Raw genomic sequence first — 25,912 nt, forward strand, 5'->3', positions numbered from 1 at the left:
CGGGCTTCTGCCGGGTTCGACCGGGCGTTTGCGGAGCCCGGGCCGCCGATATACGACGAAACCGGGGACCGAAGCGATGCCCTATCGCCATCTGTGCCGCTCGCCTGGTCAGTACGAGTGGCGTTTACGGTGTTCTGTTCTTCTTGCTGATCCGTAGGTTGAACGGCTGGCCCCGTCGCCGCATCAATGACATCGTGATGCAGTTCATTAGCAGCATCATTGTTGCTACCCAAACCTCGACTAACAGATTGGCGCGGAGACTCATCGGGAGATATTGTCTGACTATCCTGCTCAGAAAGATCGGGTACATGCTGAACCGATCGTTCGACGGCATTAGTCATCGTAGGGCGCTGAGAGTCTTGTAACGGATGTGTAGATGAATCCATTTCCTCAGTTCCCACTGCAGTCGTCACTGATTGTGGAGCAATGGGATCATCAGTCTGAGTTATACCGGAAGATGTCGTAAAGGCCGGTTGGCTTCCCGAAGCCATGCCCGGAGATTCACTCCCCTGATTACCTTCATGGTAGGTGTAAGTGAAAGGTGCATTGATTGTAATATTGATACCCGGTTGATTCGAAGGCCCCATTTCTATTTCAGGGCAAGGGCCCGGATTGGCCGCATCATCCGCTTTGGGTTGCGCTATATCAGCCAGCGCATTTCTCAATAGATCAAATGTTATCGACTCCTGACCGAGTCGAGTCTGGGCCTGCTCGAAAGGGGATAAATTGCGGCTCCGATTGATAATACTCAGGGAGGAATTTTGCTCCGCAATCGAATTCCTGAAAATGTTATGAACGTTGTCCATAACCTGGACACATTCCTCCTGAGATAGACCCTCATTAATCAGTGATTCATAAATACGATTTGCTATTTCGACATTGAAACTCAAGCCTGAAGATTGCTGAGAATGCTTATCAAGCGCAACCAGATTGTTGCAGATCGCCTGGTGTTCTTTTAATTCGCTGTGATTTTTACTCGACCCAGCCGCTGGAGAATCCATCCCCACACCGTTCTTAACAATGCTGAGGATGAATGATTTAGTCACATTGTTAAGTTCTTTAATCGCCTTACTATCATCTGGCGCCAGGCGTGATTTAATCTCCTGACGCATGACCATAAAATCTTCAACACATTTCATGGCCCTTGGGTCAGCGTTACCGCTATTATTCTCAACAATTGCAATAAACGCTGCTACCGTTTTATCTGGCAATTGGAAGGTGGCAATTTCATTTAACAGCGCCTGCTTTGCGGTTTCAGCTTTTTGGGCAGCGAACTGCTCACCAGTGGGCAATTTCTCTAATGCTTTTGCAATTTTCTCGTTCAGCGAGGCGTCCCCGGGCACACGAGAATTCTGCGTGACCTCAGCGTGATTATCCACCGAATCTCGACTAAGCGCCCCGTTTGCTGGCTCTTGAGCCCTTTGCGCCGAATCCGTTTCACGGGTATTTATTGCGTTCTGCGCAAGCGATACTGCCTGGGTCAGGAGCTCAGTAACAGATTTATGGTGAGAGATAAACTGTTGCTCGGCACTTTTCAGCACAAGCTGTGAGTTGATGTTTGAAACGCCAGTAACTGTACTAAGTGGTCCCCGCACTTGAGTTGCAGGGTTATTCAATGAGAAACAAGGTAGTGGTGATGCCGTGCGTGAAGTAGGTATCATAACAACCCCCTATTAAATATTAAAGAAGGACTTATCAGACTCTAAAAGCTGAGAAATAGTACTGCTTAATATTTTGACTAAATTATCAAATGTAGAGTTTGCGTTTGAATATTTCTGCGTCAGAGACTGCATGCCGGTTTGCACGGAATCCTTCACAATATCGACACTACTTTGATATGCAGCCCACTGCGCTGAGTTAAGTGTTTTGTTATTGTAATCGTTATAAGAACTTGTATATAGCTTCCTGACCGATGATAAATCTATACGAACATTATTCCCATCAACGCATTTATCTGGGTCAAGCCCCATTTCCTTAGCCCAGGCCTTTGCCTCCTCCGGGGAGGATGCGCTATATAAGATCCCAGCATCACCGCTGTACTTATCAATCACAGTTTTTAATTCAGCAGCAAAACCTCTACCATTAAATTTAATATCTTCGTCATCAACCGAGATGTATTTCTTCAGGTTCGCCATGACATCAGAAAAATCGGCGTAAAAGCTGGCGTACACCTCCACGGCTTCCTGAAAAACATCAAGATAGTTTTCGCCCATTGAGGCAATTGCCTCGGCAACGGCATCGCAAATCTCTTTGCTACTGGAAGTGGAAAATTCGCTATCCTTAACCACCTCATTAAATATGCTGAGAATCTCTTCCGCATCTACCGTGGAGGCGTCATCAGGCGTTTCGGCTGCAACCGGTAGCGAGGTACGGGTAAACGCCGCGGCAGTCCTGGCCGAGTTAAGGAATTCCTGATCGGCAAGGGTTAGCGCCGCCGGCACTTCATTACTTGTACTCACGCCAGCGGCGCTAACGGATGAAGACAATCCCGCTGCGACACCCGCTAAAAGTGCTTTCTTCTGCTCAACAGCCAGATTTGTCATGGCATTTTTAGCCTTAATGACTTCCAGCTTTTTCTGTAGTTCGGACGTCTGCCCGTTTTCAACCAACTTGCTAAGTTGCGCGACGTCATCACGGGTTGATGGCGTTGATTTTAAGAGTAAACGGACAACGGAATCTGGCAGTAACCCCTTCAGTGTGGCGGTGGACTCCGGGGCCATATCATCTGTCGATGCCAGATTTTGGTTATTATCAACTGGCGACTCGCTCTCCACCGTTTTGTTCAATAGCCAAGCCGGAGTAATGGGGTTCGACGTAATATGATCAATTGGCATTTTAACTCACAAAAGCCTCCTTAAGCAGGAGGCTGGGCTTAATGATAACAGGAGGACTAGGCTTTCAGGTTAGCGGTCATGGCTCTGACAGTGCCCGCTCGGTTGGCGAGAATCTGGTTGAGCAATTGCATCAATTCCGCCTTAAACTGACCGATGGCCTGCTGCTCGCGCTCATCAGATTCTTTACGTGAAGTAAAGACGTTTTCATCAGTTTTCAGAAGCTGTGCGTTCGCTTCAGCGTTTGCTTTGTCAACATGACCATTTGAAGAAGACAGGTTCGCAACCGCCTGCCCCCCCTGACCAAACATCATCCCCTGCATTTGCAGTTTGCTTGCATCGTTGGCGCGCAGTTGCTGCTGCAAGTTTTCTGCTGAAGAATCATGCTTCAATCGATTAGACTCTTTCTTCAGCAGCTTGATATCAGAGGCATCCTGTGACGTCATCTTATCCAGTCTTGAACGTGAGCCTGGTACCGCACTGGCACTCAGCGCATCGGAATCGCGCTTAAGGTTAATAGATTTTGAACCATGAACTTGAATCGCCTGGTTTGATTTAGTTAACGCTTTGGTCTGGATACCACCGGACACAGCTGTTGTCGCTAACGAAATACCGGCCTGTTTATCCACCATCGCTTTATTTTCAATACCAGCCTGAACAATTTGCTTAGAGCTCATCTCCCCCAAACTGCGCGCCATCATGTTATTGGCACTAGACTGTTCACGCATAATAGATTGGTTATATTGTGCGGCCAGGCAAATCGTTTGCAGAACTTGTGCTGCTTTGCCACTAAAACCATTGGCAATAGTCGAAATATCGAAGCCGCTCTTATTAGCCAGCACAACCAATGAATCGTTCATCTGCTCCATGGCTTTTGAGGCTTCGGACTGGGTTAAGTTAGAAATGGACCCCAACGCCTGAGAAACCTGTTTGGTGAAGGCTTCTGGGTCTGCCTGCACTGGACTAGGTACAATATCAGGGGCGGTGTCTTTCAGAGACGCCGCAGACACCACATTTTTTGCTGCACTGTCAACAAATACAGGTGTGGCAGTGCTTTGCGTAATTTCCTGAGATTTTAACGGTGCCGACTCGGCCTTTTTAACATAGCTATCATTATCGAGCGTAGTTATTGGACGCTGTGATACAACGGAATTAGAAATAGTCGTCATAATATATCCTGAATAAAATTAAGCTTTCATATTTTTAATAACAGCAGCACCAGTCGCAGCCTGATTTTGCAGCATATCAGAGAGCGTCAGCCCCATTTTCTGCACTTGCTCCTGGTCTTGTTTAAAACGTGTCAAATAGCTCGAGATAATATCGCTTAGTATTCTCACATCGGTTTGTGCGAGTTGGAAACTCGCCAATGCTTTCTGGGCTTCCAGTTGAATATTGGCAATATTCATGCTCATGCCGGACTGGATAATGCCATTGGAAGTGTTGACACCGACGTTCGCCATCATGATATGGTTCATATTAATCTTGCTCAGATTATTCAGAACCGTCGACTCACTCCCCTGAAGAAAACCAGTAATATTTTTAGTGACACTCTGGGTAACATTTTGAATGCTTTGCGAAACCTGTGTGGCTACCGCTCTGGCGGCAGCGGCGCCCTGCTTCGCTGTATTTTTAACCAGCGTCGGGATGAGCTTATTGATCGCTTTAGCAATCGCCGCTTTCACCGTTTGAACAATGGCAGAAGTCATCGCCTGCGACATTTTCTCAATCAAGAATTTGGCCGCGCTTTTAGCGACAAAGGCCACAGCAACAATCGCCGCAATCGCCACCGCCGCGGTTACCACAGAATGGATCGTGTCCATCATGTTAGCGCCGGTTGCTTTATCAATGGCATTCAATAGCAGCCCTAGCGGGGTGTTATCAAAGATTTTAGTAACAATATCACCCAGAACATTCATTAGCGGCATGAGGACATGTTCCATAAGAGGATCCATAATCATGCCGGTCAGGGATTGACCAGTAATTGCTTCGACAATGGGGTCGGCAACCATCAGGGCAATACCAACAGCCATCAGCGCCGCGCCGCCACCGCCAAAAATGGTGGTAATCGCGCCGAAAGCGATAGCCAGGCCACCTAAAATTTTGCCGATACAGCCTGCCGTTTTTTGTGCTTCCTCAGCTTTGCGTACCTGCTCTTCATATTCATCAGATTTACGCTTCATTTCAGCCTGACGAGCCTGAGTTTGCATCTTATTGATTTCAAGATCGTTCTTTAGCTTTTCAGAAGAAATATCATCCATCTTCATGATGAACTCGGTAATCAATTGGATCATGATTGCCGTGCGGGTGAGCGCCTGTTCTGAATGCTGTTCTGCAGGTTTACCTGCAGTATTGTTAAACTGAACGTTGCTATATTTGGCATTCATCTCAGCCGTTTTGGCATTGACGTTATTGAGTATCTTTTGCCCGACGTCCAACGCCTTATCGAGATTACGCTGAGCATTCGACAGGGCCTGTGAAGCCTGGGTTAATCCCTGCTGAGCTTCAGCAACGGCTGTTTGCGCTTTTTTAATGTCTTCGCTTTTCGCGTCGGGATCGTCGAGTAAGTTATTGAGCGTGTTCTGCGCATCGGTTAACTTACTGTTAGCTTTCCCCCAATCTGATTTCGCTGAGTCAAAGACATCCTGCATGTCATTAATCACGCCTGACTGGGTATCAAACTCCTCCTTTAGCTTGTCAAGTTCGGCAGATAATTCCTGGGCCTTCTGAATATTGGCATTCGCCTGGGCATTAAAAACAGCCGCCGCGTTAGCCAGCATACTCTCGCTCATTGAGTTGCTGACCGATTGATAACGCAGCATGGTCAATAACATTTGCGATTTATTGGTCAGCTTACCCGTTGACTGCCGAATAGCGGGCCTGTCAATTTCAGTCTCAATCTCCCGAGCAAGTTCATCAGAAACACCTGTCGCAATTTCATCCATGCTCTTTTGCTGTGCGATCAAGTTAAGCCGCGAGCCTTGACTGCTGGAAATATGCGTTTTGTGGCTAATGGCATCACTGGATACAGTGGTGTCGACCACTTTCCCAGCGTGAACATTATTAGATAAAGTTAAACTCATATAATTTCCTTATAACTTATTAGCTTTCAGCACATAAATAGATATTTTAAAACTACTGTTCCACCTCCTGAGTATCTTCAACTTCGGCTTGTTCAAAACGATTACTACGAATGGTTTCCATATATATTTTTGCCTTATTAACCAAGGCCTCATCGGGACAACGATTACAGATAATCTCGAAGCTCTGTAGGGCTTTAACAAAATTACCCATTAATAGCTGACATTGCCCCGAGTAAAATACCGGCGTGAAATTATTATCAGCCATCACATATGCCAGTGCATAAAAATCACAGGCTTTAATATAATTTTTCTTCAACTGGTTAACCGCCCCTAACCCAATGAAGTAATCGGGGTTCTTAAGATCGTACATGCAGAGAAAGTTGAAGAAACTCTCCGCTTCATCCAATCGCCCTTCTTTATAATATTGGTAGGCATGGGCATAAATGTTTTCCATTGTATTATCAGGAATACCATGGATTTCTCTTAACGTAGCACCATGTTCCAAAGTGGCCGTAAGAACTAAGGATGCTTCTTGCTCGGTAATATCTTTTTTCATCATTTATTTACTCTCTGATTACGTCATCACCGACTGATGACTGCATTACAACATAATGATTTAAGGCGTACGCACAAAGAACGCTCATTCACGTTCAGTAGGGGTAACATGTTCACTCTTCCAGGCATTCTCAACCTGTTCAAGCCAGATTAAAACTTCAATAACTTCATCGAGTTCCTCGAGGCTAACAAATGAATATCGGCGGTGGGTTTTGTAGATGCGACGGGCAAGATGGATGTTTTCTACAACTGGCACGCCCACTTTCTCCGCATAAGCACGGACAGCCAGGGCGCGCTGGTTGGTCTCCAGTACAGAAATGAACGGTATCCCCACTACTTCAAGGTTGACGTAAATACCAACCGCGATGTGGGTGGGGTTAGCGACGATAACCTTGGAGTTTTCAATATCAGATTTCACCTGATCGGAAAGCAGTTCCATATGCAGTTCTTTACGCTTTGATTTAATCTCAGGATCGCCATCCTGCTCTTTATGCTCTCTTTTAACCTCCTGCTTATCCATTTTCAGATCTTTCATGTGCAGAAAATATTCAGCAAGCGCATCAAGGATCAGCACCATAAGTGCACAACCCAAGCAAAGATAAACCAACGCGCCAAATAGCTGGGCCCATATTGGGAACATATTGACCGTATCTGTATTGACCTGAGCGAAAACTGTAACCTTATTCTTATTCCAGAACATGATGGCAGCACACACAAAGCTGACCAAAAACAGTAATGATTTGATGACGTCCTTTACGGTTCTCAAGCTAAACAATTTCTTAAAGCCATTCACTGGGTTGAGCGCGGAGAAATTAAGCTTAAGAGCTTTGCTGGCGAGCAGAAACCCTGTTTGTAAAAGCGCAGGTAGAGCCGATGCCACAATGCAAAGCAATAAAAAAGGTAGGAATATTTTGATACCGGTCCAGAATACGGCTTTAGCATATCCCTCCATGTCATTGGCAAAGCCATTTTCAATGACTCTACGTAACAGGGTCATAAATTCTACTGCATCATGAGTATTAATAAGGTATTGCACACCAAGGAGTATTAAGCAGGAGATAATCAGGTCCTTGCTTTTAAAAGACTGTCCTTTCTCGGCGGCTTCTTTTTTCTTCTTCGGTGTTGGCTTTTCGGTTTTACTTCCTGACATTTACTCCTCGACTTGTTACTCAATAAATTGTTTTAACTGACCATCCATTTAAAATATCCGGGACCAACTGTAGAGACATGATTTTCCCTGGAATGATCGGCGTGAAGTACAGAAGCAGAAGAAAAAATGCGATGATGCTTTTCACGGTCAATGCTAATGCGAAGGCGTTAAGCTGCGGCGCAAATCGTGCTAGCAGGCCAAGGCAAAGCTCGGTAAGCAAAAATATGATGATCAACGGACTGGCAATGACAATCGCGTGACTGACCACCAGCGTAATAAACTTCACCACCAGCATAAAACCCGGCATTTCCATTTGATAAGGAGCCCAAAGAAGATAGCTCCTTTCAAAAACTTCCAGCAACAGCAGCAGCCCGCCATTTTGCAGCATCACCACCGCCGCAAATAAGTTAAAGAAATTGGCTAGCTCAGAGGTATCAACACCAGAAAGGGGATCAATAGAACTACTTAATGTTGCCCCGCGCTGATTGTCGATAAAGCTGCCGGTAGCATGAAGTACCCAGCAAGGTAAGCATAAAAAAAAGGCGATAATCAGCCCTAGCATTAGCTCTTTAGCAATAAGAATGAGAAACCAGGCATTGTCAAACCCGGCGATGGGTGCACCGGGATAAGGCCAAAGAGAAACGCCAACCAGCATGGCCACTGGCATACGAATAGCGCCGCTCAGGGTACTGGAGTTAAAAAAAGGTAATAAGATAAAGGCAGGCATCACTCTTGCCGATACCATTGCCATTTCATATAACCATCGATGAAGATCAAAAAAAAGTAGCGTGTACATCGTCAGCTTACCATTGCCATACGAATCACCTCTTTAGCAAACCCAACCAACACATCGCCATACCAACCGGTGACCAGGAATAGACATAATGCCACGCTTAATAGTTTCAGGCCGAAGGGTAGCGTTTGTTCCTGCAACTGCGTAACCGTTTGAAAAAGACCAACCAACAGGCCTACAACCGTCGCCACGATAATCGGCAGAGCCGATAGCATGAGGATCAGATACAGCGCTTTATTACCTGCATATGCTATTTCATTCATTGTTATAAAAACCTATGAAGTAGCCAGATTGATATATTGCAAAATCAAGCCTTTGGATAATAAGGTCCATCCATCCATGACCACAAACAACACCAGTTTTATTGGCACCGATATCGTCACCGGACTCATCATCATCATCCCCAGAGCCAGCAAAATACTGGATACCAATAAATCAATAACCACAAAAGGCAAATAGATATAGAATCCTATTTTAAAGGCACTTTTTATTTCACTGAGCGCATAAGAAGGCAGCAGCGATATTATAGAAGGTTTTTCCTCCTCCTCGGCGGCCCCCATCGCATCTTGATCTCTTTGCAACTGAACGCGTTCAAAGAATTGCGTAAGTTCAGGGTCAGAATATTTTTGTAGATAGTCCCGGTAGCTATCCATGCCATGCTCAATGAAATATGCCACGGATTCTGGATTACTGGTATCCATATCAGAGCGTTTATATTCTTCATAGCCGTTCTTTACCACTGGCATCATTACAAAGAAAGATAATGCTAACGCGATGCCGTTCAGCGTCATATTCGACGGGATTTGTTGCAGACCGAGGGCGTTGCGGACCATCACAAATACGATCGAGAATTTGATATAGCAAGTGCCACAGGCAATGATAAACGGCAATAACGTGGAGAAAGCCAGAATGGCAATCAGCGAAATATCATTACCTTGGATCATTATTGACCTCATGGCATAATTCTTTAATTTCCACGCCAAAACGCTCTTCAAACCATACCAACTCCCCTCTCGCTACGACAGCACCGTTAGCGGTAATCTCAATATTTTTCTCCGCATCAAAGTGACAAGGTAAAATCTCCCCTTGATAAAACCCTTCAATATCCTGGAGACTGACGGTGCTTTTCTGTAAAACGAAACCAAGTTCAATTTTGATCTTATCTACAGGCAGTAAAGCTTTTTTTTCAACCGAACTTGTTGATTCGTCGGCAGCGACAGAGTCGGTGTTTTCGATATATTCATGACCATCTTCAACATCAAACATAAAACCTTCCTCATTGCGGACAAATTTAGCGAGAGACTCGCCGTGAATTTTCATCTTGTTTTCAACATGATTAACGAGCAACACATCGCCACGACAAACTTTTTTCAACAAACGATAGCTAATAAAGCTATGCCCGATTTCAAAAAAGAGCGTCACGGGAACACGTAGGATATCCAGTGTGCTTTGACGTTCTGGCGGAGAAATTGCGTCCGGTCGTTTACCGTTCAACCACATTCGGCCGTGTGGAAGTAAACAGGAAAACAGACCCTTAACGCTTTTCTTGTCTTCCACCAGTCCGCGGCTTTCAACGCGCTGATATTCAAGCCCAGTGGGCAGCCCAACCAGCGGTTGAATGCTATTGAGAAACAAGATCTTCAACTGTTCAACAGTGCAGGACACGCTGGCCATACGTGCCTGCTGCGGCATGAAACTGGCATACCAGTCTCGAAGATCAATAAGACCCTCCCAGCCGCGATCGGTAGAAAAATGCAGCAGAGGCCCTTCCGCTTCTATGCCTTGCTCGAATTGATAGCCTTGGGTATTCCAGTAAGCAATACATTGACGCCATGCCCGTTCTTCTCTGGAATAGCTGCGTAAATGTTCTCTGATCACATCGGTTCCTCAGCATATTTTGGCGGTTTACCGCCACGGGATTGCTGCTGATCTTGTTCATCCTGGAATATCCACTGCGGCTGCCCACCGTCATTCTGGCCGCCCTGGTCAGCAAGGCGATCCTGAACAAGGTTATCTGATGGGCTGAGCACCAGCGGTAAGCCCTGCTGTGCAGCGAGCTGCACGTTAACTCGATGGCCGCTTCCCCATTCCGAAAAATGATAAGTCAGGTTACTGCTGCCCTTAACGGACTCGTTTGCTACAGTGCGACCAGCATCAACGCCCTGCGCATTGCCTGAGAGCATTTGCTGACTTTCTCTTTTCACCACAGCGCTCTCTTTCATCTCGACGTGTCGTGCGCCCTGCGGCGTCGATTGCGGTGGCATAAACGTCACATCATTTCTATGACTGAGCGGCTTATCTGATACATCGCTGCGATCCTGTTCAGATATCGGTCTGATATCAGCTTGCTGGACGACTTTTATGCTGTCTGCCACGGTCGCTGGCGCCTGGACACGTCTCTCAGAATTCATTCCGGCTACTTCGCTAAGCGGTTTTGTGACCAGACTCGGTTCTTTCACAGCTTTTTTAACTTCGCCGTTCTCTTTTCGTTCCGCAGGTGCGTCCGTTTTTAGGCTTTGCTCCACGGCAGGCTTTTCGCTGACACGTAAACGCTCAGATACCACTTTGGCAAGGGTGACTGGAGCGGCTGCCACCGTTTTAGGGCTCCGCTCCGTAACCTTTTCCCCGTGTCCACGCAAAGCAAGCGAAAGCCGCAGCAAAGAATTCTGCTGCACTATGCCGCCAGTTAACGTAGTGGGTAATGCCGTCGGGGCATCTGTATCCTCAACTTTCTTCTTTCGAACGATATCATCGAGTTTTTTAGACTCACCTGAAATATGTTTATCCTGAGAAACATTGGGATAATTAGTGACGTTATTTATCGTTGCCATGATACCCTCTCTTCAATTTCTGACTCTTCCATTCGCACTTCCCTTAGCTGCCTTTCGCGACGCTCCCTCACTCTCAGAAAATCATATTTATCAATTTTCTTAAGGAAAATTTTCTTTTTTTCACAGAGCATTTCTTTATCTTTTTCACAACGTTCTTTGTCTAACAAAATCTGGGAAACCTGCATTCTCATATCGGCAAGCTTTCGCTTTAATGCTCCCTGGCGACGTTGAATGGCCAGCAGCTTTTCCTTATTAAGGACTCCCTGAGGATATAGGCTCTGGCTAAGCGACTGCACCGCATTCATTTCCTGATGAATATGCGCTATTTTGCTGCTAAGGCTCTTGTGTTCACTCTCATTTTTGGCGATGAGAAAATCATTCTGTTGTAGCTTAAATTCCGAACGCACAATCAATGAATGTATTTTACGACGCAAAATGTCTCATCTCCTGAAGGATCTGATTAAAGCTGGCATGCTCATCGCCACGTTGTCGAAGCCAGGCTAATATCGAATCGCGCAAATCCATCGCGCGATCGTTCTCCGCATTCTCACCAGGCTGATATTCCCCAAGATCGACAAAGATTTGCAGCTCTTCAATTTTGGCCAGAATACGCCGTACTGCGCCAGCCAACTGTAGATGCTCCTCGTCACACACCTGGCTTGAAACCCTACTGACGCTATTGAGGATATCAATGGCCGGATAATGATTTTTGGCGGCAAGCTTACGGCTCAAGTACAAATGTCCGTCGAGAATAGAGCGAATTTCATCGGCGATAGGATCCGGCTCATCATCGCTTTCTAATAAAATGGTATACCAGGCTGTAATACTGCCATCGCGGGTACAACCAGGACGCTCAAGCAGCTTCGGCAGTGCGTCAAACACCGATGCCGGATACCCCCTCCGTGCCGGCGACTCGCCCGAAGCAAGCGCAACATCACGCAGTGCGCGGGCATAGCGGGTCATCGAGTCAAGAAACAGCACGACATTCATGCCTGAATCACGGAAATACTCGGCGACAGTCGTGGCAACCAGCGCAGCATTGCAGCGATCCAATGACGAATAATCTGAGGTTGCATAAACCAGAATACATTTATGCCGATGCTTAGAATGGCGCAACGCTTCTGAGAATTCGGTAACCTCCCTGCCACGCTCGCCAATTAGCGCGATAATAAAAATGTCCGCCTCGGACTGTTCAATCAGCATATGCATCAATGTTGTCTTGCCGCAGCCAGCGGCAGCAAATATTCCCAGTCGCTGGCCAATACCACAGGTCATCAGCCCATCAATTGCACGTACCCCCGTTAAAAATGGTTCACGGATACCGACCCTATCCTGATAGGAAGGCGGAGCGGCATCTACCGGGCGAACTTGCCTGGCATAGCTTTCGCACTGCTCGCCAAATCGCTCGACGATATTCCCAGCCGGATCGAGCACACAACCCAGCAACTCATGACTCACGGTGACCGAGAGTCCCGCACCGGTAGGGCTAATCACAGCATCCCGTGACAAGCCCTGGGCGGTGCCAATCAGGCTGAGAATCGTTCGATCGGCGTGGAATCCTAGTACCTGCGCTCTGGCCACAACTTCCGGTTCGTCCCAGCTGCGGCGAATTTCACAAAGCTCTCCCACTTTTACCCCAGGTAAAAGTGCTTCGATCAACGGGCCGGACAAACGCAGAGGATGTGCCTGCTGCCGTAATAGCATTCCAATAGTCATTAGCGAATAAGCCTCAGAAAATCTTCCTGGTGGCTAAAGAATTCGTCCAGCGCATCGGCAAAGCGCTGGCTGCTCTCCAGGTAGCCAGGATGTACCATTCCGCGAAGCTCAAGGTAGCCCTCATTTTCCGTTAACTGCAGTTGTTCGGTGATTGAAAACTGGCAGCCACCCATGATCTTTTCCAGAATTGCACTGGCGTTGTTACGCAGAATAGTTTCATGGGCCTCACATATTTTTGACCAGATCCAGACATTGTCATCTACCATGCTAATCAACAGGCTTGGCGAGTTTTCAAAATCGAGGGAAATCGTTGAGTGGGCGTCAAAATCCCCCAGCAGCGATTCATCACAGCCGCTTTCAACGAGTGCCAAGCGAACTAAAGCAACAATATCAATATTCATTACTGTTATAACTCCTGTTAAATCGTCTTTATGACATTTATAGATACGCTGTCACTAATTTCGCCGAATGACATAACTTCCAGATCTTTAAAACGCGTTTCAATAAACCGCTTTAAGAAACGACGAATATCAACTGAAGTCAGCACCACCAAATCACGGCAAGAAATAGTTACGCCATCCATAGCCAGAGCGAATTTATCCATTAGTTCATCCGAAACGGCGGGCTCAAGGTTTAAAAAAGTCCCCGCCGAAGTATTGCGAATCCCTGCCCTGATTCGCTCCTCAAACTCACCCGATAGCATGATTACCTGCAGGCTATTAGAATGAGAAAATTTATGACAAATATAGCGTGACATTGCGCCACGAATATGCTCAACCAGCGAGATGACATCCTTTTCTCTGGGTGCCCACAGAGCAATAGCTTCCATAATTAGCTTCATATTACGCACCGATATTTTTTCCCCAAGAAGCCTTTGCAGAACTTCTGAGATCCTCTGTACGGTGGCATGACGCATAACTTCTTTCATCAGGTCAGGATATTTCTCCTCAAGTTTATCAAGCATATTTTTCGTTTCCTGAACGCCAAAATATTCATTAATGTGGCGAATCAGAATAGCCGCAAGGGTATGGTAAACCTCATCAATGCTATTTCTCAGCTGGTAACCTAATTGGGTTAACGTCTTACGTTGACGCTCATCGACCCATACCAGATTATCAATCAGAACATAAGGGATCCCCATTTTCTCAATCTCTGGGGAGCTATTCACCACATGATAATGGTTAAATTTTGTCTGAAATTGTTCTGCCTTAATTTCATTAATCAGTAGCGTGACGGTATCGGGTTCAATATTCACCGACGATTTTAGGGTGAATTCCGGCAAATTAATGCCATAGTCAATAAAGAACTGACTGCGATAACGCTGTGCGAGCTTATCCTTTTCGAATAATTCGAGATCTTTATCATTAAGCAAAATAATCAGCGGCACGGTTTCCGAAGCGATACTATCGAGATCGGTGAGCATGCCCAGTGAGCTGCCTGATTCATCGGGCTGAGCATCGGGATCAAAGCTGCTGACTGGGCCTGTGTCAGCCGTGGCGCCGCTGCTCTTTCGCTCTTGTAGGTACTGATAATAAAACATGGCGGTCAGCGAGAGAGCCAGAATGACGAATACAGCAAGCGGAAAGCCCGGCAGACTCCCTATACCCAGTGCGATAATCGCGCCAATCAGCAGCACCGTTGAATTTTTAAATAGCTGGCCGACGATAGTTCGGCCCATATTATCGGCTTCGCCATTCACGCGCGTAACAATAAAGCCCGCGCCAATCGCGATAAGTAGCGCCGGAATCTGGGCAACCAAACCATCGCCGATGGTCAGCATGGTGTAGGTCGACAGCGCAGTGGACATATCCATGCCGTGCTGAGAAACGCCAACGCTGATGCCGCCAATAAAGTTAATAAAGATGACGATAATACCCGCGATAGCATCGCCTTTAATAAACTTCATCGCACCGTCAAAGGAGCCATAGAGCTGGCTTTCTCGCTCCACGACACTGCGTCGCTCTTTTGCGGCATCAGCATCAATTGAGCCCGCGCGCAAATCAGCATCAATACTCATTTGCTTACCAGGCATACCATCAAGCGAGAAACGGGCCGCCACTTCCGCGACGCGCTCAGCACCTTTTGTAATCACCATAAACTGCACAATGGTGACGATCGCGAAGATAACAAAACCAACGACTAAGTTATCGCCGATAACGAACTCGCCAAAGGTGGCGATAATATCACCCGCATCTGCATCATTTAGTATCAAACGGCTGGTGCTGACCGATAAAGCCAGGCGAAATAATGTCGTAATTAACAGCACCGAAGGAAATGTTGAGAAATTTAGAATGCGATCAACATAAAATGATGCCAGAAAGACAAGGATCGACAGCACCATATTCAAGCCAATTAAAAAATCGACAAGAAAAGTCGGCAGCGGAATCACCAGCATGGAGATGATGACAACGATCAGAACCAGGATAAATAGCTCTGGATGATGTCGTATCTGATGTAAAAACTTATTCATTATTATTCATGCTCTTTAGAAATTGGTGCATCAGCGGCATTACGCCGTTCAATATTCTCATTGTGCAGTGCTTTATTAATGAGTGTTTCAAAATACATCAGCAAATTGTTTCTTTCTTCAAGCGAAATAAATGCCTCACAGGGCAATTTTTTACAGTTGGTATATACTGATTGTAAAAACTGAGCTTGCTCTGCGCGTTTAACAAAACGCAGATAATCCCCAACCGTTAAAGTCAGGAGCTCATTAATATCCTGTGGACCACGCAATATGCCAAACATAAAAAACAACCAGGATCCTTCATCATGATTGACTTCTCGCACTGCCTGATCGCTGAGCACGTTCTTAATAAACAGAGCATCACAGGAGCGGATCATTTTTATTTGCCCAACACGCCCGAGTAAATAACTGAACTCAACGTGGCTGCAACTGGGGTCGGCAGAGTCAATATCAGAGAGAATCGCATCCTCCATAAAGTTAACGACAATGCTGCGACGTTCGATGCCATATGTCGTGACCCAATCCTGATAAACCTCAATTTCGTGATCTTCACTCTCCAGAAAGCTGCGATAGCTTTCACGCATTATTGCCGGGCTCATACTCAGCGTCTTGCCAAACAGGCGCGCTTTCAATGCTACATTAATACCCGCTTTCAGCCGCTTAGGATCGGCTTCCTTTTCAACCTGGCTTAATAATTTCTTCAGACGTTTACGGACGACTTCATCAAGCTCTCGACGGCGAAGCGTTTCACGTAAAACCAACACCAAATCACTTTCATCAGGGAAAAGTGAGCGTGCATGGCGCAGCATATTTTCAATATTAGCGCCTTGCTGACCTTTCATTATTTTCACAAGCTGGTCTGCTTTTGGGAAAACATCCTCATCAAGTACCTGGTCAAAGCTGGTTTCTGCCGATGCCCCCATTTTTTTATCGTAATCGCGACGGCTACGAAATTGTGACATTGCTGCAGACATTTCATCCGTAGCGCTCGCAAAGCGCTGCAATAATGCCGCGGGAGATTCGTCTTCAACTATCGCCGCATCGTCTCCGGCTAACGCATTTTTAATTTCATTCTGATCTGAAAGCGTCTGCTTTTCAGTCGACAGCTTGTCCCTGCGCTGCATATATATTTGCATCGACGGGCTATTATTATTGATTCCTATCGCCATTTTTGGCTATCCAGATAATTGGTCATCCAGTTCTGCAAATCATCGCGTGAGAAGTTCTTCTTCATCTCGGCAATCTGGCTGTGGGCATCGAGGGCTAATGGACCATCGATTTCACGTGGCTGTATCAGAAACACACGCACCATATTGGAGCCACGGTCACGCGTATAGCTAAATAACTGCCCTAACCATGGAATATCGCCAAGTAATGGAATCTTTCCTTCTACCTTTGATTCTTCATCGCGGGTATAACCGCCGATAAGCAGACTTTTCCCTTTCGGGACTCTTGCCACGGTACTGATCTTCGTTCTACCTACTTCAGGTAGATCATCGGTGCCGGTGCGAGTGTTATCGAATTGATTACCATCCTCAACGTTGAGCATCATTTCTATCTCTCCGTTTTCCGTAAAACGCGGCAATACGCTCACTAGCGTTCCGTAGGTCACATTTTCCAACTGAGCCGTACGTTCACCGACGAGTTTTGAATAGAACGTCCTGCTGTTATCAAAGATCGCCGGAATATTTTCCTGGGTCAGAATCATCGGTCTGGAAACAATATTGGCTTTATTTTTCTCGCTCAGAGCTAAGGCCGCGGCCATAAAACTCGCGCCATCTATAGTGCTGCTTCCTCCGTTCAGCGATAGTCCAAAACTGTTGCCAACATTAATGCTCCCTGACCACTCAACCCCCAAATTATTAAAGGCATCTTTTTGCAGGTCGACTATCCATACTGAAAGTTCGACGTGTCGCTTAGGGATATCTAAGGAATTAACCAGATTGCGGATATAAGAAACCTGCTCAGCGCTTCCGCGAACTAAAAGACTATTGGTTCCAGGGTCGGCGATAATACTCATCCCATTGCCAGTCGGCTGCACCTTTGTTTCGGTGTCGAGGCTTCTGACCTCGCGTGCTTCGGATTCATTGGTATCGCCGGGAAATGAATTGAGCAAAAGCGCTTCATCCTCTTTACGTGGACTCATTTGCACCACCCCCCCCGGCGCTTTACCGCTGGACATGACGCGGTTCACTACGCTGGCCATGCCGGGAATGGTGATTTTCTCGCTACGGTAGGTATATTCACGATCGTCAACAAAAGTATTGAACAATGGGATAACCGCTAAGTTTTCTCGGCCATCAAAACCATCGCTTTTGCGATCGAGGAATTTCGCAGCATTGCCAATCAGGTCGATATAAATAGGTGGACCTGACACATAAAATGTCTGACTACGATTATCTGCGCGAATTGGATAGCGAGTATCATAGAGCCCGGAGGATTTCAAAAAATTGACCACCACGTTAAGTGAGGTATTTTTCAAAACAATGACCGCATTGCGAATTTCCGATGAGTCATAAATATATATAGCCTGGTTATCATTATACCAGATAAGACTAAGTTGATTGGCCACAGCATCAACCACCTGTTCAGGACGCGTCATATCGAACTCACCGCTTATTTTCTTACGGGCGGCAATTTTGCTGATAACAATAGGTTTGTGCATAGTCGAAGATAGTGCGTCAAAGATGCCTTTTACCCCCTCATCTCGTGCAACATATCCTTGCGCGGCTAGTGCATTTGCAATTCCCGTATTCGGAATTATTGTCGTCATTGAAGCTGCGATAAGAATGCAAACATTGAGGTATTTGTTAAAAATCATCATTAATCAGCTCACGTATAAAACTTTTTTTAAATTTCTTGGCGACACGCCAAATGCCTCTTTAACCTCATTGGAAAAATGAGACAGCGATGAGTAGCCATGATTCATCGCAATAGTCGTCAGGTTATGGTTACCTTCCAACATATCAAATAGCGCTCGCACCAGTCGCCAATCGCGCAATTCAACTTTCGCTGTTTTACCTAAAGCCACTCTGGCTAGCCGTCTGAAATGAGAGGCAGATAAACCATAACGCTCACACAATAATCGCAAGTGTTGGGTATTATTGCCGCAAGACTCATCAAGGAGAAACTCAACCAGGTTATACCATTCGTTATGCTGTAATACACTTGAGAACTGATTGACTCCATCAGTTTGCATAAATATCTGGTTTAAGAACCAGTATTCCACTTTTCTCAATGAAGGCCGGGGCCCTAGCTCAACCGGCAAATATCCATAAGGGCTAAATTCATCGTAGGTCTTCTGATGCTTACGAGCACGATCAATGAAAACCTGTAGTTTGACCAGGAACGGAAATTTAACGCTGCTGTAGTTTAATTGTCCGGATTCAATAGCCAAAGTACATGGTTTCAATACCAGCATTCCTTGCTGGTTTCCGCCGATGAATTTAACCGACTCCTGCGCTCGAGATAATATATTAAGATTGCAACCATCACTTCCAGTGGCGATATAAAGCAATGAATGCCCGGCGAAGGTAATCTCGTCCCCAGCAGCCAATTTGTTGTTACGGATAGCAATTTTCATCATAAGTTCTTTTGCGAAGAAAGATATAATCACTATAGTGTTTCAACGCACCACAATCATGACGAAATTATGATGAAAAAAACCATTAAACGCGCACAACTCCATTATATTTAAATCGGAATTAAGTCATAAAGATATTCGACGATGGAATTCTTCTAATGGAATATCAAGACGTTCGCCAACGGGTCGTTGATAGATCTGCCATACCTGCCGAGCATACTTCATTCGCAGGTTGTAGCGCCCTTTGGCAGCCCCAGCATTATAGGCACCGACGGCTTCCCAACCGTAACCATAGATATTGACCATATCTTTCAGAATGGATGCGCCAACCAATAATGAAATGCAGGGGTCGCTCACTAGCATTGACTCACTGATCCCTTTTTTTCTTAGTCTGTCAAGGTGAATACTATTGATTTGCATGAGTCCATAATCACGAGTGCCATTTCTGTTTTTGCCTATTGATGCCGGTTCCATTCTTGACTCTACTTGTGCAATGGCCTGCAGGAGCCGGACTTCAATATTGAATCGTTTAGCGGTAAACTCCCAGCAATCAGCATGAACATGACGAATGAACGGCATAGTAAGAACAATTGCCAATATCAACTTCATCTCTTTGCTAACTCTCTCTTTACATCCAGTCGATACTATTACGTATTCTGAGGGGGTGATAAGATATTTCTTTAAGTTCATTCAATCGGGCATTGAGCAACTGTTTATGCCTGCCCCGCAGAGTATTACGTTTATCTTTAGCATAAACATGATAGGTTTCATCAGAAACATCATCGATAGCCATACTATCAGCCGAAATCTGACACAGTTTTTTTCCCGAATCGCCGTCTCCTCCGAGCTGTTGAGCGTGAATCTTATGTTTCAGAAACTGAACGCGACCATTAAAAGCAGATGAATGGCTAAGTCTTTGTACTTCATCAAGAAAAAGCCCATATTGGCCTTTGAAAAAAAAATGCAAAGCATAATAATAAATCACAAAATCATCATTCGGCGCTAAATAATTGGCCTGGGAGAAACAATGATGTGAATGCTCATCCTCTTTATCGATACTTTTCACCACTCCCATCAGCGCCAGCACCCTGGCGTTTAATGGTTCAACCAGAAGCAGACTATCGATGATCTTTTTAATTTTATAAATCAGTTTATAGACATTGCTATCCCCGGACAAAATGAATCCCAGATAGCACTCTGCAAGCTTTATAACTCCATCAACGTGATGATTCATGCAGTTTGCATTTTTTAGCAATACATTGACGGTCGTGGTGAGGCTGGAGTGGCTGTAATCATCAATCAGATAATTAACCAAAGAGTGATGCAAATGATTTTTTTCTGTAAAACTGGTCTGTTCAAAGACCTGTTGCCCATCATCATTGGAGAATTTAGGTTTAAAATAGCGCTGAATACGATGCTTGAAATAAGTATAGTTGCGTTCTTTTAGCTGCGTGACATCAACCGTCAGCCAGGCCACCGCCTCATCTGCCATTCTGTTTTCGACGCTAAAATTAATGATCCGTTCATTATGATCAACATCGGTAAGCGTATAATAGACAACATATTTTGGATTATGATGCTTGATAAACATCTGAAAATCTTCAGGATTTTTACATTTGCTTAATAAAGCATAGGGGTAAATATTGACATCCACAGGCAGGCTCTCAGAAAACATCTCATAGACATCGACAAATGCCAGATCGGAAAATTTCCCACAGGGAAAAACCGCCAGCATCTCTTGCGTATTATGTTTAACACAAGGGGTCAGTGATATCTCTGATGCGAATGCATAACCTTTTCCATATATCGTTTCTATATAGCCAGAATCACCATTTTTTTCTAAGATCTTCCTTAAGGAATAGATGCATCGGGTTAATGACTCATCACTCACAATACCGCCATTCCATACCGTCTTGATGAGAAATTCTTTGCTCAGAAGGCGCCCTGCATTGGCAGCAAGAAGACTCAATATGTGCAGCTCTTTTGGTGGAATAGGTATTACTCGACCATTTTTCAACAAAACCTCGTTGAATTTAAGACAGTAGTCGCCAAAATAATATTCAGCGAAAAATTTGTTTCTCCATTCATTATCGAACATTTATGACCTCCTTTTGTGTCTGGCAATCCTGGCTTTTACTGATAAAAAGGCTGAACACAAACGTGTTCAGCCATGGTTCTCCTTACCACCAGATTGGTTCTATTCTATTTTTCTCGCACCACATGTTACCAGCGCAGAGATTATGACTATCAATTTCATTTCTTAGCAGCACTTGTAAAAAGGAATTCAACACCTGATAATTTAAAATATTTACAAGTTCATGACTACCAAATTGCGCTCATTTCCAGCATAACAATTTACATAAAAACCCGTTTTTTTAAAGTTAGTTATGTAGGGATGAATGATAATTACTAATTAAATAATCTTATATAGGAGAGATAAAAGCCAGGTATCACTACTCGCATTAGCGCTTTTTTCGGCAATAGTAACGCTAATCTTGACATGTCTAGATTTTATTCCACCAAGAATGAACTTAATAAAGCTGATAAATATTGTCGAAGAGCCGAATCAATTATTGCCAAAGATCTGAAAAAGGCACGTAATAGTTCAATCAATTATAGCTTTTTCAATGATAGCATTTCGAAGGCATGTAAACTCTATGATTTGAAAGAGCGGGCAGCTTATACCAGAAAATATCTGGATAGCCGGCTAAAAACCATTATACCATCTGGCATTGTTCACAATAAGGTCATTGTGGAAACACATTCATCCTCCGTGACAGGGGAGACAGATCAAGCCACGGTAGAAGCCGTTAATAAGATGCAGATTATGTGCATGGAGGCTTCTTTAAAAAGTAGTGAGAACATCGATCATCTTAAAGGCAATCTGCTGAAGCTCTGTAATGATATCGTCAATACAGAATCCGTTGAACCGGATCAAATTCGTCGAGTGGTAACCAATATGAGCGGTCTTAAACATCTTGACCCTACCCCTGCCCTCAAACCTCACGTAGACTCCTACACAACTTTACTGGCGGAAAAAATTGATGGCATCACCTTGAAGGATCTAGGAGATAGGGATGATTTCTCCCAAGAGCAAAAGCAAGCGCTCATTGACTTTATGCCTCGCATTAAAAATCACGTAGAATCGTCTTCGTAGAATAGCCACTAAATGGGGACAGCAGTCCCCAAGAGCCAGCAAGTGGCGTAATGTGCAATGAAAAAAATCCACGCAATCGCGTGGATTTTTTTCATTCACTACGGGTGCCATTAACATCAGCTAAATACATCCCATGTCCTACAACGTCTCAACCAATTTCATTTAACGCCGTTAATTGAATAGCCACCTTTAATATCAGGAAAAACCACCCACCGCGCGAAATGCATCACTATGGGTAGTTGATTATCCTTTAGGATATTTAATCTTCACCTCGCAAGATGCCGCTTAATCGCTTCCAACAACAAACTAAGCGCCGCATGCTGATGATCGCGCGACTGATAAAGTCCATAAATCCCCAGCGGCTGCGGTTCCCACTGTGGCAATACACGAACCAACTGGCCGCTCTCCAGCCCCGCGCGCGCTTCAATTTCAGGCACCATCACCAACCCCACATCCGCCGCCGCCATATCACACAGCAGTGAGGAGATCCCGGCGCTGAAATTACCGCGCACGGCCACCGATGTTCCCCTGTTTTCACTGTCGCGGAAGGACCAGGATTGGCCGGAGAAACGGCTGTAGTGTAAACAATTATACTGTGGCAACTCCTCTGGCGAGGCCGGCGTTCCCGCCCGTTCAAGATAGCCTGGCGAGGCGCACAGCGCTGAGCGGCACGTCCCCAGATAGCGCGCAATAGCCCCCGGTTCAGGCTCGTTGGTGATGCGAATCGCCAGATCGATGCGCTCACCGACCAGACTTACCGGCTGATTATTAATCTCCACCTCAATACGTAACGCCGGATAGCGGGCGAGAAACGTGGGGACAATCGGCGCCAGCAAATGCGTCGCGGTAAAATGCGCGCAGGCAACGCGTAGCGTTCCTGACGGGGCAAGGCGGGTGGTCCCCCCTTCAATTCCCTGTGATAACAGGGCAAGTTGCCGCGTTTTCTCCAGCGTTTTTTCACCCGCCGGGGTAATGGTGAGCCGACGGGTTGAGCGGTGTATCAGTCGCGAACCGGCCCATTTCTCCATCTCATCGAGATAACGGCTCACCATGGGACGAGAGATCCCCAGCGAACGGGCTGCCGCACTCAGACTCCCGAGTTCACAAATGCGGTTGTAGGTAATTGCCGCCATGATCCTGTCCATCACATCCCCATTTGATCGTTTTATGAAACTCAGCATGTATTGTTTCAGGAATTATGGCAAAAGCGCAAATCTGTAAAATAGTGGCATCACTCAACGCTTCAGGAATACCCTTTATATGAAATCACTTTCGCTGATCCTCACCCTGGCCGCGGCGCCCGTTTTTGCCGCCCCGCTGCATCTTGACGTCTATAACCCGCAGGAAAAAGGCATTTTCCCGGTCTCCTCCACGCTGGTTTCGGGCCCGAAAGAAGCGGTGTTGTTTGACGCCCAGTTCAGCGTGAAAGATGGGGAAAAGCTGGTACAGATGATCAAAGAGAGCGGCAAAACGCTGAAAACGATCGTTATCACCTCGGGCGATCCGGATTTCTATTTCGGTCTGGAACCGTTGGCGACCGCTTTCCCTCAGGCCGAGGTGGTGGCCTCTCCCTCCATCGTGGATCATATTAAGGCGACCAAAGACGCCAAGCTGTCCTTCTGGGGCCCGCAAATGAAAGACGGCGCGCCAACCAAAATTATTGTGCCGCAAGCGACCCGCGCCACCCGCTTTACGGTAGACGGCGAGCCGCTGGAACTGAAACACACGGGAGACTATGCCGCCTACGTCTGGATCCCGGCCAACAAAGCGATTCTTGGTGGGACCGGGATTGCTTCCGGCATCCATGTCTGGACGGCGGATACGCAGACCCCGACGATTCGTCAGGGCTGGATGACGGTACTCAACGAAATGCAGGCACTCAAACCTCAGCAGGTCATTCCGGGGCACTATCTGGGCCCGCGCCCGGAAAAAGATGCGGCTATAACTTTCACCCATAACTACCTGCAAACGTTTGAGCAGACGCTGAAAAAGCAAAAAGGATCGGCTGCGGTTATCGGCGCCATGAAGGCGGCTTACCCGAACCTTGCCGATGAAAGTTCACTGGAGCTGAGCGCGAAGGTCAATACCGGCGAGATGAAGTGGTAGCGGAGCTTCACAACACAAAATCCACGCCCCGGCGTGGATTTTGTCTTTCAGGACACAGCCCTTTTTACGCGTTTTTATCCAGCGCCACGACCGCGCGAGAAAAAGCGTCGATCGCCAGCGCCACATCCTCAACGTTGACTGACTCCGCCGGATGATGGCTAATCCCGCCTTTACAGCGGACAAACAGCATGCCCACCGGCCAGCGTTCGGCGATGGCGATAGCATCATGCCCCGCGCCGCTCGGGAGCGTCAGCGAACCTCCCTGCACCTCGCTTACTGCATCGCGCAATATCTGCTGTAATCCCAGGTCGCAGGCGGTGGCGGCAATGCGGTAAAACGTCTCAGCGCTGAACTGTAAATGACGACGTTCAGCAATCACCTGTGCCTGGGCCAGCAGCGCGTTCAGTAACGCCTCAAGCGGCTCATCGCTCGGCCCACGAATATCCAGCGTGAGCGTCACCTCTCCGGGAATCACGTTCACCGCGCCGGGAGCACAGCGCAGCGTCCCTACCGTCGCCACAAGATTCCCGCCCTGTTCACGGGTCATCGTTTCAACCTGTATCATCCACTCGGCGGCGGCGGCGAGCGCGTCTTTACGATGGCTCATCGGCACCGTGCCTGCGTGCCCCGCCTCTCCCACAAAGCGGCAGTTCAAACGGCGCGCACCGTTGATTGCTTCTACCACCCCCAGCGCCAGCCCGGCCTGTTCGAGACAGGGCCCCTGCTCGATATGCAGCTCCAGATAGGCGGCAATCTCCTGCGTTCGGCGCGCGGCAAGGTGGATCTGGGCGGGATCGAGCCCGGCGTCGATCATCGCCTGCGCCACGCTGATGCCGTCGGCATCGCTCTGCGCCAGCCAGTTATCGGGCCAGGTACCGGTGAGCCCACGGCTGCCGAGCAGCGTAATGGCAAAACGCGTCCCCTCTTCGTCGCCAAAGCCAACAATCTCAATCGCTTTCGCTAGCCGCCGCCCCTGTTGATGCAGGGCATGCACTACTTCAATAGCCGCCAGTACGCCCAGCATACCGTCGTAGCGTCCGGCGTTACGCACGGTATCAAGGTGCGATCCCAGTAATATAGCCGGAGCGCCCTCCTGCTCGCCTTCATAACGCCCGCAAATATTGCCGACCCCATCCTGCCAGACGCGCATCCCCGCCTGCGTCATCCACTGCGCTACCTGCTGATTTGCCTGTAAATGTTGCGGTGAAAGATAGACCCGGGTCAGCGCGTCCGGCGTTTCGCTGATGGCGGCCAGTTCATCGGCGCGCGCCATCGCCCGCGCCGCAGCCTGCTGCCTCTCCGCCTGCTGGCGTATCCATTGACTCATTGCGCGCTCTCACTGCGGTAGCGATCCCACGCGGCCTGCATCGCCGCGCCCTGGGTGGTCGGGAATTTGAGATAGTTCAGCACCGACTCCAGCGCGCTCAGCGTGGTCATCACGCAGTCTTTACGGGCGTTGTAGCCCATGGTGCCGATGCGCCACACTTTGCCGTGCAGCGGGCCGAATGAAGTGCCGATTTCAATCCCGAAATCCTCGAGCATCAATTTGCGCACCTGGTCGCCGTTAACCCCCTGCGGAATCATCACTCCCAGCACGTTGTTCATCTTGTGTTTCAGGTCGCCGAAGGTCTCAAGCCCCATCG

24 protein-coding genes and 1 pseudogene are annotated in these 25,912 nt (G+C 47.0%); 2 read left to right on the forward strand and 23 right to left on the reverse strand.

Annotation, left to right across the window (positions count from 1 at the left end; all coding sequences use genetic code 11):
* From ACW14G_RS16720 to ACW14G_RS16815, 20 genes are all read right to left on the reverse strand, one after another.
* Window positions 1-1,661: hypothetical protein (locus ACW14G_RS16720; protein WP_455648687.1), on the reverse strand; the 1,661-nt coding region annotated here is incomplete at its 3' end.
* A gap of 12 nt (window positions 1,662-1,673) precedes the next feature.
* Complete coding sequence (locus tag ACW14G_RS16725) at window positions 1,674-2,834, reverse strand: IpaD/SipD/SspD family type III secretion system needle tip protein (protein WP_249023171.1); 1,161 nt, start codon at window positions 2,832-2,834, stop codon at window positions 1,674-1,676.
* 56 nt (window positions 2,835-2,890) lie between these two features.
* Window positions 2,891-4,000 carry a hypothetical protein gene (locus tag ACW14G_RS16730; protein WP_249023170.1) on the reverse strand — a complete coding sequence of 370 codons (1,110 nt, stop codon included), beginning with the start codon at window positions 3,998-4,000 and terminating at the stop codon, window positions 2,891-2,893.
* A gap of 18 nt (window positions 4,001-4,018) precedes the next feature.
* Window positions 4,019-5,911, reverse strand: coding sequence for a type III secretion system translocon subunit SctE (sctE, locus tag ACW14G_RS16735; protein ID WP_167575684.1), 1,893 nt, complete (start codon window positions 5,909-5,911; stop codon window positions 4,019-4,021).
* 52 nt (window positions 5,912-5,963) lie between these two features.
* The gene (gene sicA, locus ACW14G_RS16740) at window positions 5,964-6,470 is read right to left on the reverse strand and encodes a type III secretion system translocator chaperone SicA (protein WP_223802738.1); all 507 of its coding nucleotides are present in this window, start codon (window positions 6,468-6,470) and stop codon (window positions 5,964-5,966) included.
* An 81-nt stretch (window positions 6,471-6,551) separates the two neighbouring features.
* Window positions 6,552-7,616: an EscU/YscU/HrcU family type III secretion system export apparatus switch protein gene (locus ACW14G_RS16745; protein WP_167575683.1), complete on the reverse strand. Its 1,065-nt coding sequence runs from the start codon at window positions 7,614-7,616 to the stop codon at window positions 6,552-6,554.
* Between the two features lie 19 nt (window positions 7,617-7,635).
* Entirely contained in the window at window positions 7,636-8,412 is a 777-nt protein-coding gene (gene sctT, locus ACW14G_RS16750) for a type III secretion system export apparatus subunit SctT (RefSeq protein ID WP_167575682.1), read from the reverse strand.
* 2 nt (window positions 8,413-8,414) lie between these two features.
* A complete protein-coding gene (locus ACW14G_RS16755) occupies window positions 8,415-8,672 on the reverse strand; it encodes an EscS/YscS/HrcS family type III secretion system export apparatus protein (RefSeq protein ID WP_167575681.1) in 258 nt (85 codons plus the stop codon).
* A 12-nt stretch (window positions 8,673-8,684) separates the two neighbouring features.
* On the reverse strand, window positions 8,685-9,353 hold the full coding sequence (locus ACW14G_RS16760; RefSeq protein ID WP_167575680.1) for an EscR/YscR/HrcR family type III secretion system export apparatus protein: 669 nt from the start codon (window positions 9,351-9,353) through the stop codon (window positions 8,685-8,687).
* A complete protein-coding gene (locus tag ACW14G_RS16765) occupies window positions 9,340-10,287 on the reverse strand; it encodes a FliM/FliN family flagellar motor switch protein (RefSeq protein ID WP_249023169.1) in 948 nt (315 codons plus the stop codon). The genes ACW14G_RS16760 and ACW14G_RS16765 overlap by 14 nt, the downstream gene beginning before the upstream one ends.
* Complete coding sequence (locus ACW14G_RS16770) at window positions 10,284-11,240, reverse strand: SpaN/EivJ family type III secretion system needle length determinant (RefSeq protein WP_249023168.1); 957 nt, start codon at window positions 11,238-11,240, stop codon at window positions 10,284-10,286. Before ACW14G_RS16770 ends, ACW14G_RS16765 begins: the two co-directional genes overlap by 4 nt.
* Window positions 11,228-11,674, reverse strand: coding sequence for a hypothetical protein (locus tag ACW14G_RS16775; RefSeq protein ID WP_167575677.1), 447 nt, complete (start codon window positions 11,672-11,674; stop codon window positions 11,228-11,230). Before ACW14G_RS16775 ends, ACW14G_RS16770 begins: the two co-directional genes overlap by 13 nt.
* Window positions 11,664-12,956: a type III secretion system ATPase SctN gene (sctN, locus tag ACW14G_RS16780; RefSeq protein ID WP_249023167.1), complete on the reverse strand. Its 1,293-nt coding sequence runs from the start codon at window positions 12,954-12,956 to the stop codon at window positions 11,664-11,666. The genes ACW14G_RS16775 and sctN overlap by 11 nt, the downstream gene beginning before the upstream one ends.
* Window positions 12,956-13,357, reverse strand: a complete 402-nt coding sequence (locus ACW14G_RS16785; RefSeq protein WP_223802744.1) for an InvB/SpaK family type III secretion system chaperone — start codon at window positions 13,355-13,357, stop codon at window positions 12,956-12,958. Before ACW14G_RS16785 ends, sctN begins: the two co-directional genes overlap by 1 nt.
* A gap of 17 nt (window positions 13,358-13,374) precedes the next feature.
* Window positions 13,375-15,429 (reverse strand): EscV/YscV/HrcV family type III secretion system export apparatus protein, encoded by a 2,055-nt coding sequence (locus ACW14G_RS16790; RefSeq protein ID WP_432760030.1) that lies wholly within the window; start codon window positions 15,427-15,429, stop codon window positions 13,375-13,377.
* Window positions 15,429-16,592: a type III secretion system gatekeeper subunit SctW gene (sctW, locus tag ACW14G_RS16795; protein WP_167575673.1), complete on the reverse strand. Its 1,164-nt coding sequence runs from the start codon at window positions 16,590-16,592 to the stop codon at window positions 15,429-15,431. Before sctW ends, ACW14G_RS16790 begins: the two co-directional genes overlap by 1 nt.
* A complete protein-coding gene (sctC, locus tag ACW14G_RS16800) occupies window positions 16,583-18,247 on the reverse strand; it encodes a type III secretion system outer membrane ring subunit SctC (protein WP_223802746.1) in 1,665 nt (554 codons plus the stop codon). Before sctC ends, sctW begins: the two co-directional genes overlap by 10 nt.
* A gap of 3 nt (window positions 18,248-18,250) precedes the next feature.
* The gene (locus ACW14G_RS16805; protein ID WP_455648688.1) at window positions 18,251-19,009 is read right to left on the reverse strand and encodes a helix-turn-helix domain-containing protein; all 759 of its coding nucleotides are present in this window, start codon (window positions 19,007-19,009) and stop codon (window positions 18,251-18,253) included.
* Window positions 19,010-19,132: 123 nt separating this feature from the next.
* A complete protein-coding gene (locus ACW14G_RS16810) occupies window positions 19,133-19,615 on the reverse strand; it encodes a transglycosylase SLT domain-containing protein (protein ID WP_167575671.1) in 483 nt (160 codons plus the stop codon).
* A 19-nt stretch (window positions 19,616-19,634) separates the two neighbouring features.
* Window positions 19,635-21,104 carry a winged helix-turn-helix domain-containing protein gene (locus ACW14G_RS16815; RefSeq protein WP_455648689.1) on the reverse strand — a complete coding sequence of 490 codons (1,470 nt, stop codon included), beginning with the start codon at window positions 21,102-21,104 and terminating at the stop codon, window positions 19,635-19,637.
* Window positions 21,105-21,506: 402 nt separating this feature from the next.
* On the opposite strand from ACW14G_RS16815, the gene ACW14G_RS16820 reads away from it, so the two are divergent.
* Window positions 21,507-22,163 (forward strand): hypothetical protein, encoded by a 657-nt coding sequence (locus tag ACW14G_RS16820; RefSeq protein ID WP_455648690.1) that lies wholly within the window; start codon window positions 21,507-21,509, stop codon window positions 22,161-22,163.
* Between the two features lie 266 nt (window positions 22,164-22,429).
* Here ACW14G_RS16820 and ACW14G_RS16825 read toward each other — a convergent pair whose 3' ends face one another.
* Window positions 22,430-23,308: a LysR family transcriptional regulator gene (locus ACW14G_RS16825; RefSeq protein WP_249023163.1), complete on the reverse strand. Its 879-nt coding sequence runs from the start codon at window positions 23,306-23,308 to the stop codon at window positions 22,430-22,432.
* 115 nt (window positions 23,309-23,423) lie between these two features.
* Between ACW14G_RS16825 and ACW14G_RS16830 the strand changes: the two genes are divergently transcribed.
* Entirely contained in the window at window positions 23,424-24,269 is an 846-nt protein-coding gene (locus ACW14G_RS16830; protein WP_249023162.1) for a Vmh family MBL fold metallo-hydrolase, read from the forward strand.
* Between the two features lie 64 nt (window positions 24,270-24,333).
* On the opposite strand, the gene hpxK is transcribed toward ACW14G_RS16830, so the two are convergent.
* Both hpxK and ACW14G_RS16840 read right to left on the reverse strand, forming a co-directional pair.
* Window positions 24,334-25,596: an allantoate amidohydrolase gene (gene hpxK / locus ACW14G_RS16835; protein WP_249023161.1), complete on the reverse strand. Its 1,263-nt coding sequence runs from the start codon at window positions 25,594-25,596 to the stop codon at window positions 24,334-24,336.
* Window positions 25,593-25,912, reverse strand: a pseudogene (locus ACW14G_RS16840) (alanine--glyoxylate aminotransferase family protein); the annotation flags it as partial. The pseudogene ACW14G_RS16840 and the gene hpxK, both read right to left, overlap by 4 nt.

The organism is Kluyvera sp. (genome assembly GCF_965301105.1).

Coding starts and splice junctions, on each gene's coding strand:
- ACW14G_RS16810 (WP_167575671.1), bottom strand. CDS start 19,615: ATGAAGTTGATATTGGCAATTGTTCTTACTATGCCGTTCATTCGTCAT.
- sctN (WP_249023167.1), bottom strand. CDS start 12,956: ATGACTATTGGAATGCTATTACGGCAGCAGGCACATCCTCTGCGTTTG.
- ACW14G_RS16820 (WP_455648690.1), top strand. CDS start 21,507: ATGTCTAGATTTTATTCCACCAAGAATGAACTTAATAAAGCTGATAAA.
- sctC (WP_223802746.1), bottom strand. CDS start 18,247: ATGATGATTTTTAACAAATACCTCAATGTTTGCATTCTTATCGCAGCT.
- hpxK (WP_249023161.1), bottom strand. CDS start 25,596: ATGAGTCAATGGATACGCCAGCAGGCGGAGAGGCAGCAGGCTGCGGCG.
- sctW (WP_167575673.1), bottom strand. CDS start 16,592: ATGGCGATAGGAATCAATAATAATAGCCCGTCGATGCAAATATATATG.
- sicA (WP_223802738.1), bottom strand. CDS start 6,470: ATGATGAAAAAAGATATTACCGAGCAAGAAGCATCCTTAGTTCTTACG.
- sctE (WP_167575684.1), bottom strand. CDS start 5,911: ATGAGTTTAACTTTATCTAATAATGTTCACGCTGGGAAAGTGGTCGAC.
- sctT (WP_167575682.1), bottom strand. CDS start 8,412: ATGTACACGCTACTTTTTTTTGATCTTCATCGATGGTTATATGAAATG.
- ACW14G_RS16785 (WP_223802744.1), bottom strand. CDS start 13,357: ATGAATATTGATATTGTTGCTTTAGTTCGCTTGGCACTCGTTGAAAGC.
- ACW14G_RS16760 (WP_167575680.1), bottom strand. CDS start 9,353: ATGATCCAAGGTAATGATATTTCGCTGATTGCCATTCTGGCTTTCTCC.
- ACW14G_RS16805 (WP_455648688.1), bottom strand. CDS start 19,009: ATGATGAAAATTGCTATCCGTAACAACAAATTGGCTGCTGGGGACGAG.
- ACW14G_RS16755 (WP_167575681.1), bottom strand. CDS start 8,672: ATGAATGAAATAGCATATGCAGGTAATAAAGCGCTGTATCTGATCCTC.
- ACW14G_RS16730 (WP_249023170.1), bottom strand. CDS start 4,000: ATGACGACTATTTCTAATTCCGTTGTATCACAGCGTCCAATAACTACG.
- ACW14G_RS16770 (WP_249023168.1), bottom strand. CDS start 11,240: ATGGCAACGATAAATAACGTCACTAATTATCCCAATGTTTCTCAGGAT.
- ACW14G_RS16745 (WP_167575683.1), bottom strand. CDS start 7,616: ATGTCAGGAAGTAAAACCGAAAAGCCAACACCGAAGAAGAAAAAAGAA.
- ACW14G_RS16725 (WP_249023171.1), bottom strand. CDS start 2,834: ATGCCAATTGATCATATTACGTCGAACCCCATTACTCCGGCTTGGCTA.
- ACW14G_RS16825 (WP_249023163.1), bottom strand. CDS start 23,308: ATGGACAGGATCATGGCGGCAATTACCTACAACCGCATTTGTGAACTC.
- ACW14G_RS16830 (WP_249023162.1), top strand. CDS start 23,424: ATGAAATCACTTTCGCTGATCCTCACCCTGGCCGCGGCGCCCGTTTTT.
- ACW14G_RS16815 (WP_455648689.1), bottom strand. CDS start 21,104: ATGTTCGATAATGAATGGAGAAACAAATTTTTCGCTGAATATTATTTT.